Genomic DNA, 22277 nt, shown 5'->3' with positions numbered 1-22277 from the left:
GGTCGCCGGATGGTCAGGGGGAGTATAGCGCCAACATCAGGGCAAGTATCAACAATCTGTGTGGTTTATGTAATCACCATACAACTGCTATCCTAACGGGGTGGTTACACGGGGTGGGCCTTCCGTTGGCGGCGAAACGGTGGTTGAACCTCCGAACAATGTTCCTGACAGGTGATGAATGGTCCATGGCGGCGCCGGCACGGGGGCGAAGGGCGACCGGCAGGCTGGCGGGCAGATCGCCGGCTTGCTGGCCCAGGCCATGGACCGGCACCGCGCGGGCGATCTCGCGGGGGCGGAGACGCTGTACCGCAGTATCCTGGCACTGGATCCGGCCCAGGCCGATGCGCTGAACCTCTGCGGCGTGGCCTGCCATCAGCAGGGGCGCTCGGCCGAGGGGCGCGCCTTGCTGGAACGGGCGCTGGCCGTGCGGCCCGATGACCAAGGCTCGCTGGAAAACCTGGGCCTGCTGCAGGTGCAACAGGGGGACGCGGCGGCGGCGGTGCCCCTGCTGCGGCACACCCTGCGCCTGTTTCCCCGCAGCGTTTCCGCCTGGATGTCCCTGGGCTTGGCCTATTCAGAGCTGAAGGACTATCCGGCGGCCATGGCCGCCTATCACAGCCTGCTGGATATCGCCCCCACCCATGTCCCCGCCCTGCTGAACCTGGGCGATCTGATGCGCCAGCTCTATGATGGCGAGGGCGCGGCGATCATGGCCCGGCGCCTGCTGGCGCTGGAGCCGGCCAACCCCCGGGGCCTGATGTCGCTGGCCAACGCGCTTCAGGTCCTGGGTGACCTGCCGGGGGCGGAGGCCGCCTTCACCCGGGCGCTGGCCCTGGACCCCCAGGATCCGGCGCTGCGCTACAACCGCTCCTATGTGCGGCTGGCGATGGGCCAGCTGTCGGGTGGCTGGGCCGATTATGGCAGTCGTTTCGCTACCGGAAATATCCAGCCGTGGCGGTATGCCGACCGTCCCCAGTGGGCGGGTGGTCCCTTGGACGGGCGCCGTCTCATGATATGGCGGGAACAGGGGCTGGGCGATGAGTTCATGTTCTCACCCCTCTATGTCCCGGCCCTGCGCGCGGCGCTAGGGGGGGCTGCCGGCGGCAGTGTCGTCATCCTGACGGAGCCCAGGCTGATCGGCCTCATGTCGCGCTACCTGCGGCGCGAGGTGCCGGATCTGGCCGGTCGGGTGGAACTGCGGCCCGAGCCGCTGGGCGGCAACGATTTCGACGTGCACCTGCCCGCCGGCGGCTTGCCCGCCCTGTTCGGTGCCCGCCTGCGCGATTATGCAGGGCGGGGCGGCGGCTGGCTGGCGGCCGACCCCCAGGCGGTGGCGCACTGGCGCCAACGCCTGGCCGACCTGGGCCCGGGGGTGAAAATTGGCATGTGCTGGACCTCCGGCATCAAGGCACCGCACCGCGATCCCAATTACCTCGGGCTGACGCGGTGGGCGCCGCTGCTGTCCCTGCCGGGCATCACCTGGGTGGATCTGCAATACAGCGACGTCACGGCGGAGCGGCGGACGGCGGCGGAACAGGGGCTACGCCTGCCGCATCGCTTCACCGACCTGGACCAGCGCAATGATATCGAGGGTGTGGCCGCCCTGATCTCCGCTCTCGACATGGTGATCACCGCCCCCACCTCGGTGGGTGAGCTGGCGGGTGCCCTGGGCGTACCCATCTGGCGCATGGAATTGCCGGGCGACTGGTCCATGCTCGGGACCCGGGTGCGGCCCTGGTACCCGGCCATGCGCATCTTCCCGGCCGAGACGGTGGCCGATGCCCTGGACCAGGTGCGTACAGCCCTGCTGGGGCTTGCTGATTTCGATATCGAAACAAATGACCGTGGGCCAGCGCCCCGGGCAATGTCCCGCCCCCCCGACTTGCCGACCCTGGCCCAGGCCTATGATCTGCTGACGGCCGGCCGCGCGACGGAGGCGGTGGCCGCCCTGGACGCGCTGATCGCATGGGGCGAATTGGCGCCGGCCGCCCGGGGGCAGGCGCTGCACCTGCTGGGACTGGCGCGCTTCCATGCGGGCGACGCCGCCGGGGCGGTGCCGGCCATCGTCCAGGCCCTGGCCCTGCTGCCGCCAGAGCAATCGGCCATGCCGGCCAACAACCTGGGCAACGTCCTGCGCCAGCTGGGCCGCCTGGCCGAGGCGGAGGCCGCCTACCGGCGGGCGTTGGCGCAGGACCCGGCCCTGGCGGCGGCGGCGTCCAACCTGGGGGCGCTGCTGCGGGACCGGGGCGACTTGGCGGGGGCGGAGGCGGTGCTGCTGCACGCCCTGCGGCTGGCGCCCGACCGGGCGGAAACGCTGGTCAACCTGGCGGGCACGATGACGGCGCTGGGGGCCCCGTGGCAGGCGGAATCCCTGGCCCGCCGGGCGGTGGCCCTGGCGCCGGGGATGGCGCATGCGCACGGCAACCTGGGTACCGCCCTGGTGGCGCAAGGCCGCCTGGTGGACGGAACGCGCCACCTGGCCGCGGCCGGGGCGCTGGACGCCGCTGATCCGCTGATCCAATTCAACCTGGGCTTGGCCCGCCTGGCGCAAGGGGACCTGGCGGCGGGCTGGCAGGGCTATGCCCGCCGCGACCTGGGCGGTGCGGCGGGTCCGCTGCCGGCGCCGCCGTGGCGGGGGCAGGATTTGGCGGGACGCACCCTGCTGGTGCGGCGCGAACAGGGCCTGGGGGATGAATTGCTGTTCCCCAGCCTCTACCGCGATCTGGCGGAACAGGTGGGCCGGCTGGCCATCGATTGCGACCCGCGTCTGGCCACGCTGTTCGCCCGCGCCTTTCCCGGCGCCGTCATCGCGCCGGCGGGCCGCGTGCTGGACGGTGGCGGCGCCCCGGCCCCCGACGCCGCCCTATCGGCAGGGGACCTGCCGGCCCTGCTGCGGCCGGACCTGGCCAGCTTCGCCGGGGCCCCGACGGCCTACCTCACGGCCGACCCCGCGCTGGCGGCACTGTGGGCCACCCGTCTGGCGGCGTTGGGCCGGGGCCTCAAGGTGGGTTTGTGCTGGCGCAGCGGCCTGCGGACCGAGGAACGCGGCCGGTTGCTGTACCCGCAGCTGGATGAGTGGGACCCGCTGCTGCGGCTGCCGCATGTGCACTTTGTCAGCCTGCAGTATGACGGCGCGGCGGCGGAGCCCGAGCTGGTGGCGGCCGAGGCGCGCCTGGGCATCCGCATCCACCGCTGGCCCGACCTGGATTTGCGCGATGATTTGGACGGTGTCGCGGCCCTGATCAGCGGCCTGGATCTGGTGGTGACGGCCGGCACCGCCGTGTCGGAACTGGCCGGCGCCCTGGGGGTGCCGTGTTGGCGACTGGGCGCCACCTTCGAATGGACCCGGCTGGGCAGCGGGGCGCGGCCCTGGTTCCCCGCGCAACAACCCTTCTTCCCGCCCGAGGGCGAGGTCATCGGCATGGTGCTGCCGCACCTCGCCTGGCGGCTGGCCGGCCTGGCCCGTACCGCTGCCGCCGAGGATCCCGTGTCGTCGCCCGCGGCACCGTCACCCGACACACTGTACGCCGACGGCCTGGCGGCGCGCGACGCGGGCCGGGTGGACCTGGCTGTGGAGCGGTTGGGCCAGGCGGCGGACGCCGGCCATGCCGGCGCCCTGGCGGCGCTGGCCGGCCTGCTGCGGCGGGAGGAACGCTGGGCGGCGGCGGCGGACCGTTACCGCCAACTGCTGCGCCTGCGCGCCGACAATGCCGAGGCGCTGTCCGGCCTGGGCCTGGCCCTGCAGGGCTTGGGCCAGGGGCCGGACGCCCTGCGCTGCCACGACCGGGCCGTGCAGCTGGCGCCGGATCGCGCCGCCCTGCACGCCAACCGTGGCCTGACGTTGACGGCGCTGGGGAATGACGAGGCGGCGGCCGAGGCCCAGCGCCGGGCGACGGAGGCCGATCCCGGCTGGGTCGGCGGCTGGGTCAACCTCGGTGTCGCCCTGACCCGGCTGAACCAGCCGGACGCGGCGCTTGAGGCCTTTCACCGGGCATTGGCGATCGAGCCGGCGTCGGCGGCGGCGCTGAGCGGCCTGGCCAACCTGCGCCTGCTGCTGGGCCAACCGGAAACCGCTGCCGCCCATCTGCGCGCCGTGCTGACGCAGCAGCCCGATGACGCCGACACCCATCTCAACCTGGGCCGGGCCCTGATCGACCTGCGCCTGGTGGAGGAGGCGCGCGACCATTACCGCCGCGCGCTGGCGCTACGGCCCGGCTGGGCCAAGGCCCGGGTGAACCTGTCCATGCTGGCGCTGGAGCTGGGCGACCTGGAGGCCGGCTGGCACGATTATCCCGCCCGCTTCGCCGTGCCCGACAGTACGGCCCGGCGGGACCTGGTGCTGCCGGCCTGGACCGGTGGCGACGTGCGGAACCGTGCCTTGCTGGTATGGGGCGAACAGGGTCTGGGCGATGAAATCCTGTTCGCCAGCTGCCTGCCCGGCCTGCTGCGCTGGCTGGGCGCGCGGGGCTGCCGCCGCCTGGTGGTGGAGGTGGACGCCCGGCTGGCCGGCCTGCTGTCCCGGGCGCTGGAGCCTCAGGTGCCGGCGGGCCTGGACCTGGTGGTGCGCGGCCGCACCGACACACCGCGCGACGCCGACATGCATGTGCCCATGGGCGGCCTGCCGGCCCTGCTGCGCCGCTCCCTCGGGGACTTTCCGGCGGAGCCGCCGCCCTGGCTGCGTCCCGATCCGCAGCGGGCGGCGTTCTGGCGCGGCCGCCTCGACGCCCTCGGTCCCGGTCTCAAGGTCGGCTTGTGCTGGCGCAGCGGCCTGCGCGGCCTGGGGCGGCAGAACCTGTACCTGACCCTGATGCAGATGGTGCCGCTGCTGACCGTGCCGGATGTCCGTTTCGTGGTGTTGCAGTACGACGCTCGCGCCGGCGACGCTGCGGCGGAGATGGCCGAGGTCCCCGCCGCCACCGGCGTGACCCTGCATCTGTGGGATGACCTGGACCTGCGCGACGACCAGGAAGGGGTCGCGGCGCTGATGGCGGGGCTGGACCTGGTGGTGTCGGCCGGCACGGCGGTGGGGGAGCTGTCGGCGGCCCTGGGCGTGCCCACCTGGCGGTTCCAGCACATGCCTGCCTGGGCGTCCCTGGGCACCGGCGCGCGGCCCTGGTTCCCGGCACAGCGCCAATGGTTTTCCGGCTGGGGTCCACCGGAGGTGGTCGTCCCGGCCATGCGCCAGGCCCTGCTGCGCCTGAGGGCGGCGGCGGCCGCCCCGCCGATGGATGACCCAGCCACGGTGGAGGCGGGCATGGCCGCCCATCGCGCCGGCGACCTGGCAGCGGCGGAGGCGATCTACCGGTCCGTGCTGGCGCGGGCGCCCGGGGATGTCGACGCCCTGCACCTGCTGGGCGTGGTGATGGTGCAGGATGGCCGGGTGGATGAAGGGGCCGGCCTGCTGCGCCGCGCGGTCGCGGCGGACCCCACCTTCGCCCAGGCGCACAACAGCCTGGGCGGCGCCCTGCGAGCCGCCGGCGATTTGCCTGGCGCCCTGGCCGCCTTCAGCCGCGCCACGGAACTGATGCCGGACTATGTCGAGGCCTGGGGCAACCTGGCCGGGGTCCATGTCGAGCTACGTGTCTGGGATGCGGCGTTGGCGGCGACGGGCCGCGCCCTGGCGCTGCGCCCAGGGTATGCCAAGGCCCTGGTGGAACAGGCCCGCGCCCTGGCCGGCCTGCGGCGCACGGCGGAAGGCCTGGCCGCCGCCCAGGCCGCCGTGGCGGCGGAGGAGACGCCCTACACCCTGACCAATCTGGGCCTGGCCCTGGGGACGGAGGAGATGTGGGGCCAGGCGCGGGCCTGCCACGAACGGGCCCTGGCCCTGGACCCCACCTACGTCGAGGCCGCCAACAACCTGGCCCTGACCTGGCTGGGCGAGCGTGGCCCCACGCGGGATGCCATTCGCCAGACCCAGAGCCGGGCCCGCTCGGGCTTCCAGCGGGCCCTTGCCCTGCGGCCGGATTTCGCGCCCGCGCGCTACAATCTGGCCATCCTGGACCTGGCTGAAGGGCGGCTCGCGGCTGGCTGGTCCGGCTACCAGGCCCGCTTCGACGCCGGCCAGGCCCTGCCCCATCGTCGCTTCCCCCAGGCCCGTTGGCAGGGGGAGGCGCTGGGTGGGCGCCGCCTGCTGGTGTGGCGGGAACAGGGCCTGGGCGACGAGCTGCTGTTCGCCAGCCTGTACCGGGACCTGATCGCCGCCCATCCCGAGGCCAGCTTCGTCCTGGAATGCGACGCCCGGCTGGCCGGCTATTTCACCCGCGCCTTCGTGGTCCCGGGGAGCGACCAAGTGACGGTGGCGCCGGACTTCATCACCGCCGCTGCCGCCGGCGCCGACCTGCACATCCCTGCCGGCAGCCTGCCCCAGGTGCTGCGCGGCGGCCTGGGCGCCTTCACGGGGCCGGCCTACCTGGCGCCCGATCCGGCGCGCCTGGCCTCCTGGCGGGCGCGGATGGACGCGCTGGGGCCGGGCCTGCGCGTGGGCCTGTGCTGGCAAAGCATGGTGCGCGACCTGGACCGGGACAGCGCCTACACCCGCCTGGCCGACTGGGCGCCCCTGCTGCGCTTGCCGGGAGTCATTCCGGTGATGCTGCAATACGGCGAGGTCGAGGAGGAGGTGCGGGCGGTGGAGGCCGCCCTGGGCGTCACCCTGCACCGCTGGGCCGACACCGACCTGCGCCAAGATCTGGAGGCGGCGGGCGCCCTGACCGCCTGCCTGGATTTGGTGATCACCGCCCCCACCTCCGTCGGGGAACTGGCGGGCGCCTTGGGGGTGCCGGTCTGGCGGGTGGGAACGCGCATGGACTGGTCCATGCTGGGCACCGCCGTGCGGCCCTGGTTCGCCGCCATGGCGGTGGTGCCGGCCCCGGCCGACGGCCGCGCCGCCGATGCGGTGACGACCGTGGTGGCTGCCGTGGATCGGCTACGCGGTGGGGCATCCGTACCCCCGCAACCGCCATCTTCCGATGTGGACGGCCTGCTGGCCGCCGCTGCCGTGCGCCATCAGGCCGGCGACGCCGCCGGCGCCCTGGCGTCCTATCGCGCCGTGCTGGACCGCCAGCCAGACCAGCCGGTGGCCCTGCATCTCCTGGGCTTGGCCCTGGCGCAGCTGGGCCGGGCGGAGGCGGGGCTGCCCTTCCTGCGTCGAGCCGTCGAGGTGGCGCCCGGCTATGCCGCCGCCCAGTCCAACTTGGGTAACGTGCTGCAGACCCTGGGTCGCGCGGCGGAGGCTGAGGGCCATTACCGCCTGGCGCTGGACGCGGAGCCGGACCGGCCGGACGTGCTGACCAACCTGGGCAACGCCCTGCTGGCCCAGGCGCGCGCGACGGAGGCGGCGGCGTGCCAGGAACGGGCCCTGGAGTTGGCGCCGGACCTGGCGGCGGCCGCGTCCAACCTGGGGACGGCCCTGCTGGCGTTGGACCGCCCATTGGCGGCCATCGACGCCTTCCGCCGGGCGCTGGGTGGCGCCTTGTTGCCGCGGGAGGTGCCGGACACTCAGGATCCCGTGGTCATCGACGCCCTCTGCGGTCTGGGCGAGGCCCTGCGCCGCGCCGGCGACATCTTCGCCGGACCGCCCTGGCTGGAGCGTGCCGTGGCCCTGGCGCCCGATCAGGCGACGGCGTGGAACAACCGGGGCCGCTGCCTGAACGATGCCGGCCGCTATGCCGCCGCCGGCGACAGCTATGCCCGGGCCACCGAGCTGGACCCGGCCCTGGCAACGGCGCGCTTCAACCGCGGCCTGGTCGATCTGCAACTGGGCGTCCTGGACCGGGGCTGGCAGGGCTATGCCTGGCGCTTCGCGGCCGAGGACAGGGGCGGTGCCCCCCGCTTCGACCGGCCGGCCTGGCGCGGGGAAAGCCTGGCCGGCCGCAGCCTGCGGGTGTGCCACGAACAGGGGTTGGGGGATGAGCTGCTGTTCGCCAGCCTCTATCCGGCCCTGGCCGCGCGGGCGGCACACCAGGGGGCCACGGCCGTCCTGGTGGAATGCGATCCGCGCCTGGCCGGTTTGCTGGAGCGCAGCTTCCCCACCCTGCGCTTCCTGCCACGGCCGCGCCGGCAGGGGGCGGCCGGGCTGGAGCCGGCGGGCGCCGACTTCGTGGTGGCTGCGGGCGACCTGGCGGCCCTTTTGGCGCCGACGCTGGCGGACTTTGCCCGCGACGGGACGGCGGCAGGCTATCTGCTGCCCGATCCCGTGCGAGTTGCCCACTGGCGGGGCCGGTTGGCGGAACTGGCTGCCGGGCCCGCCCTGGTGGTGGGAATCGCCTGGCGTTCCGGCCAGCTCAGCACCGAACGCTCGCGCGCCTATTCCACGCTGTCGCAGTGGCGGTCCATCCTGTCCCTACCGGGGGTTATGGCGGTCAGCCTGCACTATCAGCCGGCGGTGGAGGAGATCGCGGCGCTGAAGCGCGACCACGGCCTGACGGTCCATCGCTTCGCCGATGCCGACCTGCGCGACGATCTGGAAACGGCCGCCGCGCTGACGGCCGCCTGCGACCTGGTGATCGGCGCCGCCACGGCGGTGGGGGAAATGGCGGGGGCGGTGGGCACCCCCTGCTGGCGCTTCGCCTCGCGCGACTGGACGACCCTGGGCACCCCGGTGCGCCCCTGGTTCCCGTCGCATCGTCTGTTCGCGCTGGAGAAATACCGGCTGGAACCCGAACTGGCGCTGGAGGCCATGGCCATCCAACTCCAGCGCTTGTTGGGGTAGAAGGGGATTCAGCGTCCGGCGGGGATGTCCCATTCCTCCAGGGTGCGGCTGGCGGCGTCGCCGTCGTCGAAGCCGTGGATGGCGACGTGGGTGCGGCCGCTGCGATAAGCCCAGACTTCCGCCCAGGCGTACAGGCGGTCCATCTCCCCCGTGCCGCCCGCCTTGACCGCCGCCAGGGGCGACCCGCCGGACCCGATAATCACCTGCCAGGCCTGCCCACCCTGCGCCTTGGTCGGCTGCCAGGCGTGGAAGATATGCTCATGCCCGCAGAAATATGTCGCGTGGTGGCGTTCCACGATCTGCCAGAAGGTGTCGCGCATGGCCTCGCCGCCCGTTTCCAGGCCGGTTTCCTTCTCGGCTTTGCCCGCCTTGTCCTTCGGCACGGGGAAGTCGTAGTTGTAGGCCATCTTGTGGCCGAAGATGTAGATGTGGGTGGCGCCGCGCGCCTCGGCCGCCGTCAGGTCGGCCTCCAGCCAGGCGACAGGTGCCGTGCCGTCGGCGCCGCTGGGGTCGGTGTTGATGACGGCGATGTGGACCGGGCCGGTGTCGAAGCTGTAGGTCAGCTGGCGCTGGTCGCTGGTGATGCGATCGGTGCCGATGGCCGGCGTGTTGTCCACCGACCAATGGGTGGCGGGCATGCCCGTCAGGCGCTGCCACAGCGGGACGTCCAGCACCAGGTCGCCCATGTTCGCCCGCCAGGCATCCTCATTGGCGGTGTTGGCCAGCTTTAAGGTCTTGCCGTTGGGCTGCTTGACCTTGCTTTCCGTTTCATGGTTGCCGGCCACGGGCAGAACGTAGATGCCCGTTTCCATCAGCGGGGCCATCATGCCCCGCCAATAGGCGTATTCGCGGTCCAGCAGGGGCCGGTCGGGGGTGTAGCCCATGACCATGTCGCCCAGGAAGATGAAGGCCTGGGCGTGGGCCGCCTGCACCTCGCGGCTGATGCGGGCCAGCTGCCGCGTCGCCTGCAGGAACGGGGCATCATGCACGGTCAGGCGCGGATCCTCCGGATCCTGGCGGCTGTCGCCCACCGTGGCGAAGTGGAAGACCACCGGATCGTCGGCGGGCGCCGCCCGGGCGGGCAGGGCGGCGGGCAGGGCAGAGGACAGGCAGGCGCCGGCAAGCGCCAGCAGGCGGGTGGGGCGGATCATTGGGGGAATCCTGAAAATGGGAAAGGGGGCGGCAAGGCGGCCGCCCCCGACGGTTGCGCCCAGGCTCAGTATTTGACCTGGACGGTGCCCTGGATCTGGCGCCCGGCCTGGAAGGTGTAGAGGCCGCCGCCATAGGTGGTGATGGCCCGGTCGTTGGCCAGGTTGAAGGCCGCCAGCTTCAGCCGCACCATGCCGAAATCGTAGGAGATCGAGGCGTCGGTGGTGGTGTACTCGGGGATCTCCCACGCCTGGCCCGGCGCCAGGAAGGTGCCGTCGGCGGTGGTGGTGGCGGTGTTGCCGTTATAGGCCACGACTTGGCGGCCCACCTGCTTGCGGCTCAGCGTCATCTGCCAGGGGCCCTGGTTGAACAGCACGCCGACGGCGTCCGTCCACTTTGGCACCTTGGTCAGGCCCTGGTGCGCCGTCAGATCCTTGGCGGCGTTGATCGAACCGTTGACGAAGAAGGTCACGCCGTTGTCGAAGCTGTAGGCCGCTTGGCCTTCCACGCCGCTGTACCGGGCATTGCCGGCGTTGACGTAGAACTGGCCCGTGGGGTCGGCGACCGACAGGTTGGTGACATCGATCCTGTAGATATCGGCGTCGACCGTGACATTGTCGCGGCTCCACACCGCACCCAGCTGGTAGTTGGTGGTTTCCTGCGGCTTCAGGGCATTCAGGTCCAGGTTGTTCACATACAGCGTGGACAGGGACGGGATCAGGAAGCCGGTGGCGTACTGGGCGTAGACCGCCACATCCGGCGTGATCTTGTAGTTGGCCGTCAGGAACTTCAGCGTCTTGTCATAGACATTGTCGCCGTGCAGCGGCCCGCGGGTGAAGTTGGTCACGCCGCTGTTCTCCATGGCGGCGTCCACGGTGCGGTCGAAGTTGACGTACTTGACGCCCGGGGTGATGGTCAGCCGCTCGATGGGGCGCAGCTCAAAATCGGCGAACAGCTGGTACTGGAACCACGAGCTGTCCTCCAGCGTCTTGACGTTGGAGACGTTCTTCACCACCGGGGCCGTCAGGCTGGAATACTTCAGGTCGTCGATGCCCTGCGTCAGGTCCTGCAGCAGGTTGTGCCGGTCGGTGCTGGAGGTTTCCACCAGACCGCCCACCTTCAGCGTGCCGAAGGTCCAGTCCTTGTTGCCGCGCAGGATGTCGCCGAAGACGCGGTAGCGGTTGCCCTTGCTGTAGCCGCCGATGTCGGTCTTGGGCAGGTTCTTGTTGCCGACGGTGGAGGTGTTGACCGCCCCCACCAGGCCGGCGACATCGTTCACCGATTCCGTCTGGTTGGAATAGAAATTGGTATAGGCGTCGTTGTCGACGCTATAGCCGTCGCCCAGATCGCCCTTCAGGTTGATGTAGTCGAAGTCGCTGGATTTACGCTGCTGGTTGTACTTGTAGTAATGCTCGTCCTTGGGATTGTCGTTCAGCGCGAAGTCCTTGCCGTAGGCCACGACCTGGGCCCAGGTTTCGCCGGGGCCGGCGTCGGACTGGTAGAAGTGGGTACGGTTATGGGTGGCGAACAGCGTCGCCTGCCACTTCTCGCTGATGGGGACCTGGATCTTGATCAGCTGGTTCTGGGCGTCGCCGCCGGAAAAGCTCAGCTCGCCGTCCGACTGCCGCTCATCGAAGTTCAGCAGGATCTTGGTGCCGCCCAGCTCGTCCAGCTTGCCGGTCTGGATGGTGGAAACGAAGTTCTGGGTGTTGAACGAGCCGAAGGTAATCTTCTGCGACAGGCCGAACTTGTCGTCCACGGTGGGTGAGAAATAATGGATGGCGCCGCCGAAGTTGGCTTGGCCCAGGTCGCCCGCCGCACCCGGGCCGCGGTCCACGACGGCCGACCCGATGGTGGACGCCGGGAAGTACGAGGCGGGGTGGTGCGTGGGATCGTTGGTGTCGCCGAAGGCCATGCCGTCATAGGTCAGGTTGAACTGACCGTCGGCGAAGCCACGCAGAGTGACCTTGTTGGTCTCGCCAACGCCGCCGCCGTTGGAGGCGATGCCACCAATGCTGGGCGCGATCAGGACGGTGGTGGTGAAATCGCCGGTCTCGGGCGTCGCTTGCTCGATGTAACGGCGGCTGATGAAGGATTTCGGCTGGTTCTGATCCAGCGATGCCTTCACGGGCGCCTCGGCGGCGGCGCGGTTGCGCTCCGCCTCGATCAGGATGGTGTCCACGTCCACACCTTCCGAGCCGGTGCCGGCGGTGGACCGGCTGGCGCCCCCGCCTGTGTCCCCACTGCCGGTACCCCCACTGCCCGCGTCCCCATTGGCGCCGGCGTCCATGGCGGCGGCGGGTGCAGCCCAGGCCCCGCCGGTCCAGGCCAAGCCCACGGCGCTGCCGGCCAACAAGGCGGCGCGGAGGAAACGGCGGCTGCTTCTTGTTTTGTTGAACATTTTTCGGCTCCCCATGAAAAACGTGGCGCTTCACTAGGTTTCGCGCCTTGGGGGTGCACGTTAAATTTTAGTTGATTGTTTATTTCGGTATTATTACTGGGAAAGAAATTGTCTGGGGATTCGGTCGACTAACGACGACGTTATAAATTAAACATTCTGTTAGTTTTGACGCAATCGGCACGGGAATCCGGCGGAACCACTTGGTCCTTGTTGATCCGGCCTTAACGCCGATCATCGTTTGACATGAACGCCAGGAGCGATGCCAGCCTTATACTGATAATGATTTTCATGGCGCGCGGGCCGGCCCACTGCGCCACTATGACGCAGCGGGTCACCGACCCCACCCCGGTCGGTGGATCAGGATTCAGTGGATCGGGATTCAGCGGGTCAGGATGTTGACGGCCGCGAACAAATCCAGGATGTGGCGGGCGCGGACGTCCCAGGTATGGTGCGCGGCGGCCTGGCGGAAGCCCGCCTGGGCCACGGCCGCCAAGCCGGCCGGGTCGGCCAGTGCCGCCTCGATGCGTCCGGGCAGGGTTTCCAGGGCGGTCCAGCGATAGAACAGCATGTCACGTCCGTCGGTGTAGTGGCGGTCGTAGTAGCGGCTGATGTCGGACACCACAGCGGCGCCGTTGACCTGCGCCGCGAACACCCGTTCGTGCCCGCCCGCGACGAAGTTGTTGTTGCTGTTCAGTACCAGGCGGGTGCGGCGCAGCAGGCGCAGCGTCTCCTCGAAGCTGCCTTCGCCCCGCCAATCGAAGGCGGGGAAGGGCCGGTCCTCCCATCCTTTGCCATAGACCACCAGCGGCACCCCGGCGGCGTTCAGGGTCACCAGCAACTGGTGCCGGCGATAGGCTTCCACATAGCGGTAGACCTCGCGTGATTTGCGGATCAACTGGGTGCGGCTGGCGGGGGTCAGGCTGGTGTCGCGGGCGGCCACCACCTGGTCGATGGCGTCCTCCAGCGACAGCGTGTCCTGGCTCAGCGCCAGATCGGCGGCATCGTCGAACAGGGTGGTGACGAAGTTGCGCTCGGCGGTGTGCCATTCCCGCCGGGGTGTGCCCCGGTAGGTGCCGGTGAACAGCAGGGGGATGTCGCGCCGCGCCGCCCAGTCCTGGAACAGCGTTTCCTCGTCCGGCATGGCTGGGGGAATGCTGGTGTTGGCGCCCGGCGGCATCAGCGACAGCGCGGCGAAATGTTCGGGGGGGAAGCTGTCGCGCACCAGCTTCACATGGCTTTCGTCGAGGAAGCTGACGATAAGCCGCCGGTCCATCTTGATCTCCAGCCGGGGCCACAGATGCACCGGATGGTCGACATGCAGGGTGATGAACAGGCTGTCGACTGCATCGTACAGCGTCTGGTCGCCGACGCGCATATCCACCCCCATGCCGTTCAGGGAGTAGAAGAACTGCACCGGCTGGCTGAGTGCGGCGTTCAGCCGCGCCATTCCATCGGGGAGCAGCAGGTCGATCACGATGGCCTCGTGCCCCATGGCCGCGAGGGCCGCCGCCAGCTGGTCGATATGCAGCCGAAGCGAGCCGTACTGCGACTGGCCCTTGAACAGAACGATACGCATGACTTCTCTCCTGGGGCATCGGCCCTTGGCGCCTAAGGTGCCCCAGCCGGGCTGGTGACGCCAGCATCGGACGTCGGTGCCCAGATGGTCATGAATCGTTAACCAATATGTCGCCGTCTTTTCAAGCGGATGGCGTAACGGACGGTCTCCCCAACCCTCGCCGGATGATCGTCCATGACCTTGGTGAGCCGCCGCCGGGCCCTGTCGCTGTTGCCGCTGGGGGCCGCCGCCCCGCTGGCGCTGAGCGCGCACACTAGCCGCTGGCGGGTGCTGGCCACGGCCACCCCCGAGGTGGAGCGCCTACAACCCGTCTGACGAGGGCCGTATACCAAAATGTCACACCGTTTCCAGTAAACGGATCGGTAATCGCATTGTCTTAAAATATTCACATCGTGTTGCTATGCAGCATGCGCTTTCAAGCCGGGCATAAAGGTGGCCATATCACTTCTGTGTATTACCGGATGGGGAAGATTTTAAATAAATCGAAGGGGGAAATTCGATGCTGAAGAATCGGTTGTTGGCGGGTGTGTCTCTGCTCATCCTCGGTATTTCGAGCGCCACGTTCGCGCAGACGGCGCCGGACGCCGCGGCGGATGCCGACACGCTGCAGGAAATCGTCGTGTTCGGCCGGGGCGAAACCCGCCAGGTGCAGGCTATCACGCCCATGGACATGCAGATCGCCGTTCCGGGCGCCAGCCCCATCAAGGTGATCTCCAAGCTGCCGGGCGTGAACTACCAGGCCGCCGATCCCTACGGCGCCTACGAATGGGCGGTGCGCATCTCCGTGCGCGGCTTCAACCAGAACCAGCTGGGCTTTACGCTCGATGACATCCCGCTGGGTGACATGAGCTACGCCAACGACAACGGCCTGCACATCAGCCGCGCCATTTCGTCCGAGAATCTGGGCGTTACCCAGATGGCCCAGGGCACCGGCGCCCTGGACACCGCGTCCACCTCCAACCTGGGCGGCACGCTGAAGTTCAAGTCGGCCGATCCGGAGACCACCGCGGGCGGCCTGGCCGCCGTCAGCTACGGCAGCAACGCTACGGTGCGGGCCTTCGGCCGCATCGAAACGGGTGAGATCGACGGCGGCGGCCGCGGCTACCTCAGCTACGACTACCAGCACGGCAACAAGTGGAAGGGCCAGGGCGAGCAGTGGCAGCAACAGGCCAACGGCAAGTTCGTGCAGCCGGTGGGCGAGGGCACGCTGACCACCATGGTCAACTACTCCGACCGGCATGAGAACGACTACCAGGACCTGTCCTTGGCCCTGATCGGCAAGTTCGGCTACAAGCTGGACAACATCTCGGACAACTACACGCTGGCCAAGGCCATCGCGACCGCCTACCAGGCGGGCAGGCCTATTCCAGCACCCTACTCCACGCCCGACGACGTCTACTTCGACGGCGCCGGCAACCGTGAAGACATCATCGGCTCGACCCAGCTGGAATACCCCATCAACGACCGCCTGTCGCTGAAGGCCATGGTCTATGGCCATCATGACAAGGGCATGGGCACCTGGGATACGCCCTACCTGGCGACCCCCGCCGCCTTCGGTGGCTCGCCCATCTCCATGCGCACCACGGAATACACGGTATCCCGCATCGGCACGGTGGACAGCCTGACCTACACCCTGGCCGACCACACCATCGAAGGCGGCCTGTGGTTCGAAAACAACGACTTCGACCAGGCCCGCCGCTTCTACGGCTTGGGCATCAACAGCCCCGGCCGCACGGCCGATGAGTTCCAGGAGAACCCCTTCGCCACCCAGTGGCAGTACGCCTTCAACACCAAGACCTATGTGTTCCACCTGCAGGACACCTGGCAGGCCCTGGACAAGCTGAAGATCAACTACGGCTTCAAGTCAATGAAGGTCGAGAACGAGAGCCAGACGCAGCGCTACACCTCGGCCAGCGACATCATCAACGGCTCCATCGACACGTCCAAGGGCTTCCTGCCGCAGATCGGCTTCAACTACCAGCTGACCGACGAGGCCGAGCTGTTCGGCGACTACGCCAAGAACGCCCGCGCTTTCGTCAGCTCGCACACCGACGGTCCGTTCTCCACCACCCAGTCCGGCTTTAACGCCATCAAGGACAAGCTGAAGCCCGAAACCTCCGACGCCTTCGAAGTGGGCACCCGCGCCCATGTCGACACGTTCGAGGCCGTGGCCGCCGCCTACTACGTCAGCTTCCACGACCGCCTGCTGGCCACCACCGTGGGCTCGGGCATCCAGGGCAACCCGTCGGCCCTGTCCAACGTGGGCGGCGTCACCTCCAAGGGTATCGAACTGGCCGGCACCTGGAAGTTCGTGAAGAACTGGTCGCTGTACGGTTCCTACTCGTACAACAAGTCCACCTACGACGACGACACCCGGAACGGCGACGGCACCCTGTACGCCGCTACCAAGGGCAAGATCACCGTGGACAGCCCGCAGAACATGGTGAAGGCTGAGCTGTCGTTCGATAACGGCATGTTGTTCGGCGCCGTCTCTGGCAACTATATGAGCGAGCGCTATTACACTTACATCAACGACGGCAAGGTCCCGGGCTACATGACCGTGGACCTCAGCTTCGGCTACCGCTTCCAGGGCGGCGGCTGGCAGCGTGACCTGGAAATCCAGGGCAACGTGACCAACCTGTTCGACCGCCACTACGTCTCGTCCATCGGCACCAACGGTTACACCGTCAGCGACCCGACGGGCTCCTTCCAGACGCTGCAGGCCGGCGCGCCGGCCGCCGTGTTCGTCTCGGTGCGCAAGAAGTTCTGAGGTCGCGTAAATTGCATAAATGCGACATTTTGGGGGTGTGACCTTTTGCGGCCTCACTCCTTATGAGGAAAGACCTATATCTTTCAGGGGCCTCGCCGGCTAACCGGCGGGGCCCATTCTTTTTTTTCCGCGCAGGATGGGACGGATCGCATGCACCAGCTCACTTTTGGCGATCGCCTGCAAGCGGTGATCCGGGACGATGCCTGGCGCATGGGGCTGTTGGCCCATGTCCGCACTCTGGACCTGCCGGATTGCTGGATTGGCGCAGGCTTCGTGCGCAACGCCGTGTGGGATCAGCTGCACCGCCAACAGGCCGTCCCCGAAACGGCGGGCGAGGCGCCCGACAGCGACGTGGATGTGGTGTGGTTCGACGCCGCGTGCCCGTCCATCGCGGTGGATCGCGACCTGACCGACCGCCTGCTAGCCCTGGCGCCCGATGTCCCTTGGTCGGTGAAAAACCAGGCCCGCATGCATTGCCGCAATGGGGACGCGCCCTATACCGGCTGTGCCGACGCGTTGCGCCATTGGCCGGAAACGGCCACGGCCGTGGCGGTGCGCCTGACACCGCAGGATGCGCTGGAGGTCCTGGCGCCCTTCGGCCTGGACGACCTGTTCGGGCGCCTCATCCGCCCCACGCCGGCCTTCAGGGGCGCCAAGCGCGAAATCCTGCGTCAGCGGGTGCGCGAGAAGCGCTGGCTGGAACGCTGGCCTCTGCTGCGGGTGGTGGACGCGGACTGAAAAAGCTGCCGTCACCCCCCGCCCGAGGCCCCCCGCCCGGGGCGCGGCTGGTTTTCGAAACTAACCGTTTCCTATTTGAGCGATCCTCGGTACTGAAGACGGCTGTCCTTGTTCCCAGCACAGGTCCGCCGTCCCATGACCGTGTCGTCCGAAACCACACCCGGCCAGGTTGCACCTGGCCAGCCGACACCTGAGCAAACCGCGTCGCGCGGCCTGTCCGCCGGGCTGACCCTGCTGTTCGCCATCACCTGTGGCGCCGTCGTCGCCAACATCTATTACGTCCAGCCGCTGCTGGCCGACATCGCCGCCACCTTCCAGGTGGGCATGGGGACGGCGGGCATGCTGGTGACGGTGACCCAGGTGGGCTATGCCCTGGGCCTGCTGCTGGTGGTGCCGCTGGGCGACACCCACAATCGCAAGCGCCTGATCCTGACCCTGCTGGCCCTGTGCATCGTCCTGTTGCTCGCGGCCGCGGCCAGCCCCGGCTTCCTCATCTTCGCCGCCGCCTCGCTGGGCGTGGGCGTGCTGTCCTGCGCCGCCCAGGTGGCGGTGCCCTTCGCCGCGTCCCTGGCGCCGGATCACAGCCGGGGCCGCACCGTGGGCACGGTCATGAGCGGCCTCATCCTGGGCATCCTGCTGGCCCGCACCATCGCCGGCGCCATCGCCCATTACGCCGGCTGGCGCGCCGTCTATATCGCCGCCGCTGTCGTGATGACGGTGCTGGGCGCCCTGCTGGCGCGCGCGCTGCCGGCCGACCCCGTCCGTCCCAGCATCCCCTACGGCCGGTTGATGGCCTCCGTCCTGCACCTGGCCCGCACGGACGCGGTGCTGCGCTGGCGCTCGCTGATGGGGGCTCTGGGCTTCGCCGGCTTCAGTGTGCTGTGGACCGGCCTGACCTTCGTGCTCAGCGACGCGCCCTATCATTTCGACCAGGCCACCATTGGCCTGTTCGGTCTGGCGGGCCTGGCCGGCGCGCTGGCCGCCAGCCGGGCGGGCCGCCTGGCCGACAGGGGCCATGCCCACGCCGCCACCGGCCTGTTCGCCGCCGCCTGCCTGGCCGCCTGGGGGTTGATGGCCTTGACCCACTGGTCGTTGATCGCGCTGACCGCCGGCATCCTGCTGCTGGACATTGGCGTGCAGGGCCTGCAGATCACCAACCAGAGCGTCATCTACGCGGGCAATCATGGCGCCCGGGGCCGGGTCACCACGGTCTACCTCACAACCTATTTCGTGGGCGGCGCCTGCGGCTCGGCCGTGGCCAGCCTGGCATGGGACCTGGGTGGGTGGGTGGCCGTGTCGGCCACCGGCGGCGCCGTCGCCCTGGCGTTGCTGGGCAGCTGGCTGCTGGCCCACGCTCGCCGCGAGGAAGTGTGAGGCTCAAGGCCCGCTGACCACCAGCCGGTCGGCGCCGATGTGCCGGCGCAACACGTCGGCCAGGGCCGTGGCCTGGACGGTGCGGAAAGGGTCACGGCCGGTCAACACCAGGGCCACGTTGGCCGGCGTGATGTCCAGCACGGCGGCGATGGCCACCTGCAGCTTCAGCCGCCGCACCTCCGCTGCCAGGTTGTGCGACTGGCCAGGGTCGATATGCACCCCCTTCTCACCGGTGCGGAAAGCCAGTTGCACGGCGCCCGTGTTCGGCCGGGACGCCGGGGGTGCACGGGCGAGCAAGGGGACGGCATCCACCCGGCCGCCCTCGCCGGACGGCGTTTGCGCCGTGGAGAAGTCGGGCAGGGCGGGGCAGCCATCGGCCACCGCCCGCGCCAGGGCGCGCATATGCTCCAGCCGCGCCTGGCCGTCCTGGTCCAGCTTCGCCTCCAGCCCCTCCATTCCCGCCAGCCAGCGCTCCAGGACATGGCGCGTGCCCAGGGCGCGTGGCTCGGTCGACGCCGCCAGCTGATCCATCAGCGTGGCGCTGGTCTCCAGCTCCAGCCGGGCCAAGTGGCGTTCCAGCAGGGCCAATTGCTCCATCGCTTCGGTGCGGCGCGGTTCCTCCAACGCGTCCACCTGGGTGCCGATGACGGCGACGAACGACAGGACCTCGCTGAACAGGGGCGACAGGCGGCGCAGGGTGGCATACGCCTCGTCCACGTGCGGCTCCGCCGCCAGGGTGCGGGCGCAATCGGCGCCCAGGGCGCGCACGGCCTCGTTCAGCTGGGCGATCTTCTGGTGGGTGGCGCGATAGCGGCGGGATTGGTCAGCGTCACGCGGCCGCCGGCCCTCCTGGGGGCGGCGCCGGACGTCGGGGATAAGGGCCGGCGGTGATGCCGTTTCCCTGGACATGCTTGTGCGGCCTGGCCTCTTTGATCGAGACTGCGTCGACTATCGTTAGTTTACCATAAGTCGGTCCTCGCGCCAGCGGCGTGGGGAAGGGGCTCTCTGGGGCATTTTGGGGAAAGGGGTGTCGCCGTGGCGACCATCGCTGAGGCGCTGCAGGCCGCCTTGGATCATCATCAGGCGGGCCGCCTGGCCGAGGCGCGCATCCTCTATGGCCGGATCCTGGCTGCGGCGCCCGATACCCCCGACGCCCTTTACCTGTTGGGCGTGCTGGATGCGCAGGCCGGCCACTTCGACGCGGCGGCGGCCGGGCTGGAGCGGGCGCTGGCGTTGCGGCCGGAGGCCGTGGCTTATCGCCTGACCCTGGCCAAGGCGCTGATGGCGTCCGGCCGGGCGGAGGCCGCCATCCTGCAGTTCCGTGCCGTCCTGGCCCAGCAGCCGGACCAGGCGGAGGCCTTGGCAGCCCTGGCGCGGCTGTTGGCCGGCCGGGCCGAGCCAGGCGGCAAGGATGAGGCGGCCGGCCTGTTCGAACGCGCCGCCCGGCTGGCGCCGGCGGACGCAGCCTTGGCCCTGGACCAGGGGCGCTGCCTTCACGCTCTGGGGCGCCTGGACGCGGCGGCGGCCGCCTTGGCTCGCGCCCTGTCCCTGGCGACAGGGACGACCGCGGCCGGGGCCCACATCACGCTGGGCCGGGTGCGGGAGGCGCTGGGGCAGGACGACGCGGCGCTGGCGGCCTACCAGGCCGGGCTGGCCGTCCCCGGGCTGCCGGCGAGCGATCCCGCGATGGCGGCGCAAGGCCTGCAGGCCCAGGGCGCGCTGCTGCACAAGCAGGACCGGGCGCAGGACGCCGCCGCGGCCTATGAGGCGGCACTGGCGCTGGCGCCGGATCTGCTGCCCGCCCGCTTCGGTCTGGGCCAGGTGCTGGCCGGTCTGGGCCGGCTGGAGGCCGCCGCCGATTGTTTCCAGGCGGTGCTGGATCGCGACCCCGCCAACCTGATGGCGTGTGAGGCGCTGTGGCAGCTGCGTGAGCGTCAGGACCGGCCGGACCAGGCGCTGGCCGCCCTCGATCGCGCCCTGGCGCTGGCGCCGGACCGCCCCGACCTGCTGTTCGCCCGTGCCCGCCTGCTGCATCAGGACCAGCAGGACGGCGAGGCGGTGTCCGCTTACGCAGCTCTCATGGCCATGGGTGACCTGGCGCCGGACCTGCGTGCGGCGGCGGCCAGCAACCGCGCCACCTTGCTGGTCGCCCGCGGCGATATCGCGGCTGCGGCGGCCCTTCTGCCCGATGTCCAGGCTCTGGTTCCGGGCGCCGGCGCGGCGGGGATGGAGGACTGCCACCGCCTGGCCCGCCTGCTGGCCGACGTCGCGCCTGTGACGGATCAGGCGTGGGGCGCCCTGGGCCGCCTGGTCGCCTGGGTCGCGACGGAATGGCGGGCGCGGGACTATTTCTGGAAAAGCGCCTACTACCTGGCGCTGGAGACCGGCAACCATCTGCTGGGCAAACCCGATGGCGCGGCGCGCCTGCCCCGGCTGGTGGCGGCCGTGACGGCGGCGGCCATGGGGCGCGACCCTCTGCTGGACCCCTGGTTCACCTTCCTGGACGGATGCGTCGCCCTGCGCCTAGGGCATGAGAGGCGGGCACGGGAATGTTTCGCCGGCCTGGAACAGGCCCTGCCCTTCGCCGCCCAGGTTCCCCTGGGTGATGATTTCCAGCGCTGGACCGCAGCGGCCGCCCCTTTGCACGCGGGCTTCGACGCCACGCTGGATTGGGGGCGGACGGCGCCGGGCGACGCCGACGAGCCCGTGGTGCTGGTGGCGGCCGACAGCCGCTATGTGCGCCGCTTCCTGCCCTTCCTGGCGGCCTCCATCGCCGCCGTTGCCGCCGGCGCCCGCCTGCATGTCCATATCTGCGACCCGGCGACGGATGACGTCGACTTCCTGGCGGCGGCGGCCCCCGGCCTGCGCCTGGGATGGTCGACGGAGGCGCTGGATGCGGATCTGCACCATGAAACGCGCCTCACCTATCTAACGGCCGCGCGCTTCCTGCGGCTGCCTCAAATCCAGGACCGTTATGGCGCGCCACTGGTGGTCGCCGACATCGATGCCGCTTTCCTGTCCGACCCTGCCCGCTTCGTCGCCGCCCTGCCCGCCAGCCGCCCCGTCGCGGCCACCTGGGGCCCCGCCAACCTGGCGGCCCCCTACGACGCGGTCGGCGGTGGCCTGGTGGTGATCGGGCGGGGGGGCGTGGCCCGGGCCTTCGCCCGGGGCGTGGCCGACCTGCTGCTGTATCATTGGGACCGCAGCCGGAAAGGGGGACCGGTCCTGGGCTATTTCCTGGATCAGGTGGCCCTGGTGGCCGGCGTCCGTTTCGTGCTGACGCCCGATCGCCTGCTTCCCGTCCACCGGGCCGGGCGCGTCTATCGGCTGGATGGCGGCGTGGGGCCGGCGATGTTCGTGCCCATCGTGCCGGAGAAGGCCCTGCCCGATATCGATGCGCGCCTGGACCAGGCGGTGGCGGCGCTGCGGGCGGGTGTGGGGCGCCAGGCGCTGGAAGCGTTCTTCCAAATTCCGCCGCTGGCGGACGCCTAACCTTTTGCACCAGTCCCGGCACGCGCCGGTCCTGGCCTTCGCGCCGCGCTCCCGGCAGAAAATCGACAGG

The 22277-nt window shown here is 69.9% G+C and carries 10 protein-coding genes; 6 read left to right on the top strand and 4 right to left on the bottom strand.

Going from position 1 to position 22277, the window contains the following annotated elements; translation table 11 throughout:
• Nucleotides 1–178 precede the first annotated feature (178 nt).
• The gene (locus tag Y958_RS21710) at nucleotides 179–8707 is read left to right on the top strand and encodes a tetratricopeptide repeat protein (RefSeq protein WP_088873919.1); all 8529 of its coding nucleotides are present in this window, start codon (nucleotides 179–181) and stop codon (nucleotides 8705–8707) included.
• A gap of 8 nt (nucleotides 8708–8715) precedes the next feature.
• On the opposite strand, the gene Y958_RS21705 is transcribed toward Y958_RS21710, so the two are convergent.
• The 3 genes from Y958_RS21705 to Y958_RS21695 form a co-directional block, all read right to left on the bottom strand.
• Nucleotides 8716–9858 carry a metallophosphoesterase family protein gene (locus Y958_RS21705; protein ID WP_088873918.1) on the bottom strand — a complete coding sequence of 381 codons (1143 nt, stop codon included), beginning with the start codon at nucleotides 9856–9858 and terminating at the stop codon, nucleotides 8716–8718.
• Nucleotides 9859–9923: 65 nt separating this feature from the next.
• Nucleotides 9924–12257: a TonB-dependent receptor gene (locus tag Y958_RS21700; RefSeq protein ID WP_088873917.1), complete on the bottom strand. Its 2334-nt coding sequence runs from the start codon at nucleotides 12255–12257 to the stop codon at nucleotides 9924–9926.
• Between the two features lie 379 nt (nucleotides 12258–12636).
• On the bottom strand, nucleotides 12637–13833 hold the full coding sequence (locus Y958_RS21695; RefSeq protein ID WP_088873916.1) for a glycosyltransferase family protein: 1197 nt from the start codon (nucleotides 13831–13833) through the stop codon (nucleotides 12637–12639).
• A gap of 174 nt (nucleotides 13834–14007) precedes the next feature.
• Here Y958_RS21695 and Y958_RS32060 point away from each other — a divergent pair, with 174 nt between their 5' ends.
• From Y958_RS32060 to Y958_RS21680, 4 genes are all read left to right on the top strand, one after another.
• Nucleotides 14008–14148 (top strand): hypothetical protein, encoded by a 141-nt coding sequence (locus tag Y958_RS32060; protein WP_186291397.1) that lies wholly within the window; start codon nucleotides 14008–14010, stop codon nucleotides 14146–14148.
• A 184-nt stretch (nucleotides 14149–14332) separates the two neighbouring features.
• Nucleotides 14333–16603 carry a TonB-dependent receptor gene (locus Y958_RS21690; RefSeq protein WP_088873915.1) on the top strand — a complete coding sequence of 757 codons (2271 nt, stop codon included), beginning with the start codon at nucleotides 14333–14335 and terminating at the stop codon, nucleotides 16601–16603.
• A 150-nt stretch (nucleotides 16604–16753) separates the two neighbouring features.
• Nucleotides 16754–17341: a nucleotidyltransferase family protein gene (locus Y958_RS21685; protein WP_088873914.1), complete on the top strand. Its 588-nt coding sequence runs from the start codon at nucleotides 16754–16756 to the stop codon at nucleotides 17339–17341.
• Between the two features lie 135 nt (nucleotides 17342–17476).
• Complete coding sequence (locus Y958_RS21680) at nucleotides 17477–18715, top strand: MFS transporter (protein WP_088873913.1); 1239 nt, start codon at nucleotides 17477–17479, stop codon at nucleotides 18713–18715.
• A 3-nt stretch (nucleotides 18716–18718) separates the two neighbouring features.
• Here the strand turns inward: Y958_RS21680 and Y958_RS21675 are convergent, their stop codons facing one another.
• Nucleotides 18719–19624, bottom strand: a complete 906-nt coding sequence (locus Y958_RS21675; protein ID WP_088873912.1) for a hypothetical protein — start codon at nucleotides 19622–19624, stop codon at nucleotides 18719–18721.
• Between the two features lie 126 nt (nucleotides 19625–19750).
• Between Y958_RS21675 and Y958_RS21670 the strand changes: the two genes are divergently transcribed.
• Nucleotides 19751–22207 carry a tetratricopeptide repeat protein gene (locus Y958_RS21670; RefSeq protein WP_088873911.1) on the top strand — a complete coding sequence of 819 codons (2457 nt, stop codon included), beginning with the start codon at nucleotides 19751–19753 and terminating at the stop codon, nucleotides 22205–22207.
• The last annotated feature ends 70 nt before the right edge of the window (nucleotides 22208–22277 follow it).

The organism is Nitrospirillum viridazoti CBAmc (assembly GCF_000730165.1).
In the GTDB taxonomy this organism is placed as follows: domain Bacteria; phylum Pseudomonadota; class Alphaproteobacteria; order Azospirillales; family Azospirillaceae; genus Nitrospirillum; species Nitrospirillum viridazoti.
The sequence above is the reverse complement of the archived record's forward strand: the minus strand, read 5'-3'. Positions and strand labels throughout refer to the sequence as shown.